This is a genomic window from Micromonospora sp. RV43 (assembly GCF_001029515.1).
Taxonomy (GTDB): Bacteria; Actinomycetota; Actinomycetes; order Mycobacteriales; family Micromonosporaceae; genus Micromonospora; species Micromonospora aurantiaca.
In genome coordinates this window covers 1-7252 of sequence record NZ_LEKG01000251.1, presented here as the reverse complement: position 1 = coordinate 7252, position 7252 = coordinate 1, and the positions used below count along the sequence as shown (strand labels likewise).

The 7252-nt window shown below is 71.3% G+C and carries 8 protein-coding genes; 2 read left to right on the top strand and 6 right to left on the bottom strand.

Annotated features, from left to right (window positions below; all coding sequences use genetic code 11):
- Positions 1–133 precede the first annotated feature (133 nt).
- Positions 134–1327: a DUF2637 domain-containing protein gene (locus ABD52_RS41800; RefSeq protein WP_082171446.1), complete on the top strand. Its 1194-nt coding sequence runs from the start codon at positions 134–136 to the stop codon at positions 1325–1327.
- A gap of 118 nt (positions 1328–1445) precedes the next feature.
- Positions 1446–1991 (top strand): hypothetical protein, encoded by a 546-nt coding sequence (locus tag ABD52_RS34870; protein WP_013289179.1) that lies wholly within the window; start codon positions 1446–1448, stop codon positions 1989–1991.
- Between the two features lie 345 nt (positions 1992–2336).
- Here ABD52_RS34870 and ABD52_RS34865 read toward each other — a convergent pair whose 3' ends face one another.
- The 6 genes from ABD52_RS34865 to ABD52_RS34840 all read right to left on the bottom strand — a co-directional run.
- A complete protein-coding gene (locus tag ABD52_RS34865) occupies positions 2337–2798 on the bottom strand; it encodes a DUF4262 domain-containing protein (protein ID WP_013289180.1) in 462 nt (153 codons plus the stop codon).
- A complete protein-coding gene (locus tag ABD52_RS34860) occupies positions 2791–3183 on the bottom strand; it encodes a hypothetical protein (protein ID WP_041799146.1) in 393 nt (130 codons plus the stop codon). The genes ABD52_RS34865 and ABD52_RS34860 overlap by 8 nt, the downstream gene beginning before the upstream one ends.
- Positions 3184–3280: 97 nt before the next feature.
- Positions 3281–3823, bottom strand: a complete 543-nt coding sequence (locus ABD52_RS34855; RefSeq protein ID WP_013289182.1) for a hypothetical protein — start codon at positions 3821–3823, stop codon at positions 3281–3283.
- The gene (locus tag ABD52_RS34850; protein WP_047894538.1) at positions 3820–4425 is read right to left on the bottom strand and encodes a hypothetical protein; all 606 of its coding nucleotides are present in this window, start codon (positions 4423–4425) and stop codon (positions 3820–3822) included. The genes ABD52_RS34855 and ABD52_RS34850 overlap by 4 nt, the downstream gene beginning before the upstream one ends.
- Positions 4426–4718: 293 nt before the next feature.
- The gene (locus tag ABD52_RS34845; RefSeq protein WP_013289184.1) at positions 4719–6356 is read right to left on the bottom strand and encodes a VWA domain-containing protein; all 1638 of its coding nucleotides are present in this window, start codon (positions 6354–6356) and stop codon (positions 4719–4721) included.
- 37 nt (positions 6357–6393) lie between these two features.
- The coding region (locus tag ABD52_RS34840) for an AAA family ATPase (RefSeq protein ID WP_047894537.1) at positions 6394–7252 on the bottom strand (859 nt) is incomplete at its 5' end.

Genomic DNA, 7252 nt, shown 5'->3' with positions numbered 1-7252 from the left:
CCCTCGGCGAGATCGACGCCGAACCCAGCGACGACACCATCGCCTTGGCCGACGAGTTGGTCGCCCAGGTCCAGCGTCCCGCCCGCCGACCAGACCTGCGGCCGGCGCCCCGGCCCGGTGACGGAGCCGCCGCATGACCGCCACACCGCTACCCCGGCATACCGCCGCCCGTACAACGGAGGTAGCAGAGGCCGACCTCCGGCACCTGACCCGCCTGCGGTGGGCCGTGCGGGCGGTGCTCGCCCTCGGCGTCGCCGCGTCGATCGCGGCGAACGTCCTGCACGCCCGGCCGAACCTCATCAGCCAGATCATCGCCGCTTGGCCGCCGCTGGCGCTGCTGCTGACCGTCGAACTCATCTCCCGCGTACCCGCGGACCGCCGCAGCCTGGCCGCCGCGCGGCTAATCGCCGCCGCCGTCATCGCCGGCATCGCCGCCTGGGTGAGTTACTGGCACATGGCCGGCGTTGCCGCCCGGTACGGCGAAACCGACGCCGGCGCCTCGTACCTTCTGCCCATCTCCGTCGACGGACTGGTCGTCGTGGCTAGCATCAGCCTGGTCGAGATCGCGGGCCGGATCCGCGCCCCCTCCCTCAGCCCGGCCGACGGCCAGCAACCCGCCACCATGCCAGCGGAGACGCAGTCCCCGACGGCCGAACCCCCGAGCCTGAAGGCACCGGCCCCCGCATCAGGGCCGCCCCATGCAGCGCGGCAGGCCCGAGGCTTCGACGTATCGTCGACGGACAGGCCGGAGGCTGCGATCCGCGGCGACGAGGGCGAGCGTTCGAATGCGGACGCCATCGGGCACTCGCCGACCGACGCGCGCGACACCAAGGAAGTTGCACCTGAGCCCCCGCGGGACGATGCACGGAACCACGAGGACGCTCACCTCGTCCGGACCGGAAACGACGCCTCGGCGTCGCCGCACACGGCGCCGTTGCGGGGCACTGACCTCTCTCACCACGACACGGACCGGTCCGGAAGCAGCAGGTCCCGCCCCACCGGCTCTTCAGTCGCGCCGGTCGAGAACTCCGACGAGCAGGACAGAGTCAATACTCCGGACGCTGCCCAAGAAATTGAACCGGACCCCCTCGAGGGCCAGGGACATGACCCCGAACCGGACGACGGCACAAGCAGCGCAGAGGTGCCGCCCGACACCGCCGGGGCCGTGGCCTACTGGTACCGCCAGGACCCGTCCCTGCACCCAGCCGACATCGCCACCAGAATCGGCCGGTCCGAGCGCACCGTCCGCCGGTACTGGCCACCCGTGCCGCGAACCGCGAACGGACACGGAACCAGCCGCGTCACCGAGGAGATTGGAGCCTCGTAACGCCCTCTGAGCCGGCCGCAGAGGCCCTGACAAGCGCGCGAAAATGATCTTTCTACCGGCCCAGTGGCTGTGCCACGCTTCAGGGGTGGAACCGAGAGAGCGGGTTCAACGGCTAGTCATGGCCGCCGAGCTGTACGCCATCGAGGTGAGTACGGCATACGACGAGGTCATCAAGCAGGTCATCGCCCGGGTGGCTGATGCCGGGAGTCTGGGCAAGCTCGACCTGGGGGCTCTGAGCGCCTGGAAGCGATTACGCGCGGACACCCCTTGGATGGCGCGTCTGATGAGCTGCCCTGAGCAGGAGATCCGGCAGCATACCGAGCGGGCCGTCACCGCGGCACAGGACGAGTCACGAACGGTTGCGGAGGCAGCAGTGGCCGCCCGCTCCGCTCTCACACCACTGCCAGGCTTCAGCAACGGAGATGCCCTGGCATCGGTCGTGTGCTTTGTAGCGGCACCGACGCGGCTCGCCGTATACGACAGTCGAGCGCATTCAGGCCTGCAGCAGTTGGGCCTTATGCTCGACAACCGGCCGGGTCGTTACGGTCGCTACCTGGCGCTGGTGGAGCGATGTCGCGCCGAGTTAGCCGGCCAAGGTTACGAATGGTCAGCGCGTCAGGTAGACCTTGCTCTCTACCAGCTCGGTGGTCAGAAGCAACGGTAGATCTTGTCGCGGCGTGCCGTGCCTCGGCCCCGCAGCGCGGTCATCGATCGGCCGTCGACATGGCCCGCGCTTGCGCACGGTACAGGCATCAGCTGGCACCCAGCCGTACTTTGCCACCAACAAAAAGAGAGCCGCCTTCTCACTCCATGCCCGGCGAGCCGCCGGGAAAGCCGGGCATTCGCTAATGCTGAGTGACTGGCTAACGGTGTGTTGATCCCAGCGACGGCCTTGACATCGGTGACGGCACAGCACGAGCCGACGTGGGCCAGCGCATCCGGTCGTGGCCGGAATCCGAGCGCCGGTAGAGGCGCCCGGATCCCGGTGGACCGCAGTTGGCCTGCCCTGTTACAGCTGCGCGATCAGCGGCTGTGCGTGCCGGTCGAAGTTGTATCCGTCGTCCCAGGGGAACCGGCCCTCCTGGTCGGGCCACACCATCTGCTGGAGGCGGATCTGGTCGCGGCCGTAGCGGTTGATCGCCATCGCGGGTAGCAGTTCGTCGGTGGGTGGCCCGTCGATGATCATGGCGTCGTAGTCGGCGATGAGGTCGCTGATGCGTTGGCCGTGGGTGAACCGTTCGGCCTTGTCGTAGACCCGGCGGGCCAGGTCGTTGAGCAGGCTGTGGGCGACCTCGGGTGGCAGTCCGGCGGTGATCAGTTCGGGGTAGTCGTAGGCGGTGAGTCCGACGGTATAGGCGAACGGGGCGGTGGTGTCGGGGTCGTCGTCGGTGGGCAGGACGTGGGTGACGGCCCAGCCGGTGGTGTCGATGATTTGGTCTTGGCGTCGGAGGAAGTCGTTGATGTCACGCATGGTGGGTGTCTCCTGGGCATCCGGGGGTGCGGGCGGGGTCCGGGTCGGGTGGCTCGATGTCGACGAAGCCCCAGAGTCGTTCCATGACCTGGAGTTGCCAGGTGCGGTAGCGGTCGGCGAAGCCACGGCAGAGCGCGGGCGGGACCGGGCTGCCGGCGTAGGGCAGCGTCGAGTGGCAGATGATGTAGCCGGCGTCGCCGCGCGCTTCGGTCACCATCTGCTTGAGCCGGCCGGGGTCGAGGTGCATCGGGTTGCCGGGCTTGAAGATGCAGGTGTCGCACTCGCGGGCGAGTCGTCGGGTCTTGCGTAGTTCCGGGTCGCCGACGTTGAGTCGGGGTGACCGGTCGGCGTCCGGTTCGTCGGCGGGTTTGAACATGCTGTCCATAGTCAGCTCCATCTCGTTGCGGCGCGGGGCCCGCATGCGTGGATGCGGGCCCTGCGGATCCGGGTGAACGGAGTTCCTCGGTGCCGGTATGGCCTGGTCAGAGCTGACCCAGCCAGGTCAGCACTGTGGCGACGTCGGCACGGCGCAGCCCGTGGTACGGGTCGACCGGGTGCAGCAGGGTGGGTGCGCCGCTGGCGGTGCGCTGGTCGGCGGTGGTGGGGTCCTTGCCGCCGAACTCGTCGTCGAGGACGGCGAGTGGCCGTCGCGCGGCCCAGGCATACAGGTCGGTGAGTTTGTTCTGGTGGCCGAAGCGGATTCCGCCGGCGTGCACGGGGACGTGCGTCCAGGTGGTCGGTAGGCCGAGCCGTGGCGCGATCCATGTGGCGGCGAGGTGGTTCCAGCTGGTGCACCACACCGGTTGGGCGTGCTCGGCGAGTTCCCGCAGCCATGGCCCGTGGTGGGGGTTCAGCCAGACGGTGCCGGTGACGTGCCGGCCGTCGGGGGCGGGCCCGTCGTAGCGGTGTGGCCGGTAGCCGAGTGTCTCGGCGTGGGCCGGGTTGGCGGGGTTGAGGACGCCGTCGACGTCGATGGCCACGATGGGTGAGGAGGCGGGGTGTGCCAGCGGTCGGGTGTTGGTCATGGCTGGGCCTGCTCGATGGTGATCGGGTGCAGGGGCACGGTGAGCCGGTCGGCGGTGTGGCCGGGCCGGTCGGCGGGTTGCCACGTGTCGGCGGCGGCGTGGGTGGGGAACGGGCCGATGGCGGCGAGCCTGCCGTCGGTGCGGTCGAGCAGAACGAGAACGGCGGTGCGGGCGTCGTCGAGGGCCGGGCGCAGGACGTGGGCGAGGTCGGGTGGTAGGTCGACCCAACTGGTGGCGGGTAGATCCGTGACGGCGGGGTCGTGCAGCGGTACGGGCCTGGTCAGGGCTAGCGTGGTGCTGTTGAGCGTGGCGGCGTGGGAGTGGGCTGCGTCGGCGCCGCTGGTGGGGCCGTGGGCGCCGAGCTCGCCGCTGGTGTGGACCGCGAGCAGCGCGTGCGGGTCGCGGATCTCCAGGGAGTCGAGGACGGCGAGGGTGACGGTGTCTCCGGTGCGCATGTCGCGCAGGGTGAGTAGGACCGGCCGTCCGTCCGGGTCCCGGGTCCAGGTGATCGTGTCGAAGTGTTCGCTGGTGACGTCGCGCAGGCGCCGCCAGGCGCGGTTGTCGGTGTCGAAGGGGTGTTCGTCGTCGGTGCCGTAACGCATGAGAACTCCTTGTTGGGCAGCGTCGTACCGCGTCCGGACCCGGGGTCGGTCAGGACGCGATGCATGCACGCTTCGATGGCGGGGGGTGGTCAAGTCGCGGGGCAGCAGTGAGGCCGTTCGGCAGCGGCCCTCCGCGGGATGCGGGTGGGGCCGCCTGGGGCAGCCCCGCATTCCAGGCCCTGGTATGTCGTGGATCCCGGCGTGCGGCGCTGCGCGGGCCGTAGCCGGCGCGCAGCGCCGCGGCGCGGATTGGGACTGGTTGGCTGCCGGATCGGGGCCTGCTCGGCCGGGGTTCAGGCCTGAGTGAGTGCGGTGACGGCGGCGTCGGCGATCGCCGCGATGGCCTCGGTCGGGTCGGTGACGGTCAGGGTGGTGGCGTGGGTGAAGGTGTGCCCCCAGACCTGGTCCGGGTCGGTCGGCTCGCCGCCGGTGGGCGGGTCGGCGGGGTGGAGCCACAGCACGGCGCAGCCGGCGCGGTGCAGGGTGGTGACGAGTTGTTGCCCGGCGGGGATGTCGTCGAGGTAGCCGTCGGAGACGACGGCGAGCATCCGCAGGGTGCGGCCGTGGCGCAGGTCGAGGAGTTGGTCGGCGACCTTGACCGCTTCCGGGAAGGTGGCGGTGGCGAGGCCGGTGCGCATGTGCATCACCTGCCTGGGGTAGGTGCGTGGGGGCACCAGGACGGTGGTGCGGTCGCCGAACCCGATGGTGGTGGTTGTCGCCTCGGCGCGGCGTGCCGCGTTGGCGAAGATCCACGCTGCGGAGGACATCGCCTCGGTGTAGCGGCTCATCGACCCGGACAGGTCGACCAGGATCGCCAGGTGCAGGCGGGGTTTCTCGGGCGGCAGTTGTGCGCGCTGCTGCCACGGGGCGGCGGTTGGGAGTTGCCCGGCGGCGGTTTGCGCTTCGGCGGTGATGGCCTGCCGAGTCCGGAGCCGACCGGGTGGGATCGCCGAGGGGCGCCGGCCGGGTTCGGGGTGGCGGGTGCGGGCCTGCCGCAGCCGATGGGACAGGTCGCGGGCCGCGCGGTGCTCCTGCTCGGTCGGGTCGGTGCGGGTCCACTCCGCTGGTGGGCTGTGCCGGTGGGCCAGCAGCGCCGTCGCGTACTCGGTCGGGGTGACACCAGCGGCGACGGCGAGGTAGTCGACGAGGGCCGCGGCGAGCCTGCCAGGGAACAGGCCGGCGTCCGGCACGGGCGGGTCGTATTGCTGGTCGGCGTCGATGCAGAGGACCTGACACCACCGCCGGGCCAGGCAGATCATGGTGTCGGCATCGGCGTCGTCGCAGGTGTGGGCCTCCCGCCAGATGTCCCGCAGTTGCCGCAGGCGTTTGCGGCCGAGGACGCCGGTGACGGCGGCCCGGACGGGGCGGACGTCCTTGCTGGTGACGATGCGGGCGTCGACGCGGGCCAGGAGCAGGGCGGCGAGTTGCCCGGCGTGCCACGCGTCGTCGACGGCCGCGTCGCCGGGGTCGAGGAGGGTCTTCACGATGTGGCGCAACCACCGGCGGTCGCCCCGGCGGCGGGCGCGTTGGCGTCCCTCAGCCCGGGATTCCTCCAACATGTCGGCGACAGCGGCGAGGATCGGCGGGGTGCCGGGCGGGGTGGCCCAGCGGCTGTGCGCGGCGTGCGCGGCGCCGTGCACGAGCAGCCCGTAGCCGGTGGGCACGAGGCGCTTGTGCCGTGCCTTGGCCGGGTCGGTGACGTCGGGGCGCTCGGCGATGTAGGTGGCGTCGACCTCGATCCGGTTGAGGTCGGGGTAGAAGCACTCGGGCGCGTTCCCGGCGGCGCCGGGGGCGACGAGGACAGTGAGGTCGGTACGGCCGGTCAGCAGCGGGACGTGCTTGGTCCACGCCGCGGACCAGTCATGCCAGTCGCTGGCGCCGGCCGGCGTCGGCGGTGCGCCCTGCTGGAGGTGGGTGCTGGGGTGTGACACGGCTTGGCTCCTTCCAGAAATCTGAGGTGAATGGCGGTTAGCGCTTGCCGAGGGCGAGCGCGGTGATGGGCGTGCCGGTGTGTCGGGACAGGGCGGCGGTGACGTCGTCGCGGGCGTCCTCGGGGGCGATGCCGGCCAGGTTGGCCAGGGCGGCGGTTATGCCCAGGTGGTCGCGGACCTTGACGAAGCCGAGCAGTTCGCGCAGCTGCGGCGCCCACATGGTCTTGCCGGCGGCGAGGTCGGCGTTGAGGTCGATCGCTGCGGCCACGACCTGCTTGGGGACGCCGAGTTGGCGGGCGAGGTCCCAGTCGGTGGTGACGTGCAGGTGGACGGTGAACCGGGAGGCCAGGGCCTCGGTGAGGACCGCGCCGTGCACGCCCGGGTTGTGGCCGGCGACGATGTAGAACCCGTCGACGGCTTCCACGGTCTCGTTGCCGTGGGCGGGGATGGTGATGACCCCGCGGCCGTCCATGGCCGGGTACAGCACGGCCAGGACGCGGGGCGGGATGAGGGTGGCGTCGTCGACCAGCAGCACCCGCCCCTCCCGCATCGCGGTGACGAGCGGTCCGTGGATGAACTCGTAGCCGCCGCCGGGTACCGGGTTGTAGGAGCCGAGGAAGTCGTCGACGACGGTGTCGCCGGTGCCGGCGACGGTCAGCAGGTCGGGGAAGGCCGCCTCGACCATGGCGGTCTTCCCGGTGCCAGGCGGCCCGTACAGCAGCACGGGCACCTGCTGGGTGCGCAGCCGCCGGAGTTCCTCGACGTCCCAGCCCTTGCCGAGCCGGCGCGGGTGGTACAGCGTCCCGTTCGGTCGCGGTACCGGCGCGGGCCGCGCCTGCCGGCCACCACCAGCACTGCCGCTGGAGCGGGTGCGGGGTGCGGCGGGTGGGGGGGGG

What these genes read in the sequence shown, in the direction of transcription:
- ABD52_RS34850 (WP_047894538.1), bottom strand. Translation starts at nt 4,425, where the DNA reads ATGCGTTACGGCACCGACGACGAACACCCCTTCGACACCGACAACCGC.
- ABD52_RS34855 (WP_013289182.1), bottom strand. Translation starts at nt 3,823, where the DNA reads ATGACCAACACCCGACCGCTGGCACACCCCGCCTCCTCACCCATCGTG.
- ABD52_RS41800 (WP_082171446.1), top strand. Translation starts at nt 134, where the DNA reads ATGACCGCCACACCGCTACCCCGGCATACCGCCGCCCGTACAACGGAG.
- ABD52_RS34865 (WP_013289180.1), bottom strand. Translation starts at nt 2,798, where the DNA reads ATGCGTGACATCAACGACTTCCTCCGACGCCAAGACCAAATCATCGAC.
- ABD52_RS34870 (WP_013289179.1), top strand. Translation starts at nt 1,446, where the DNA reads ATGGCCGCCGAGCTGTACGCCATCGAGGTGAGTACGGCATACGACGAG.
- ABD52_RS34860 (WP_041799146.1), bottom strand. Translation starts at nt 3,183, where the DNA reads ATGGACAGCATGTTCAAACCCGCCGACGAACCGGACGCCGACCGGTCA.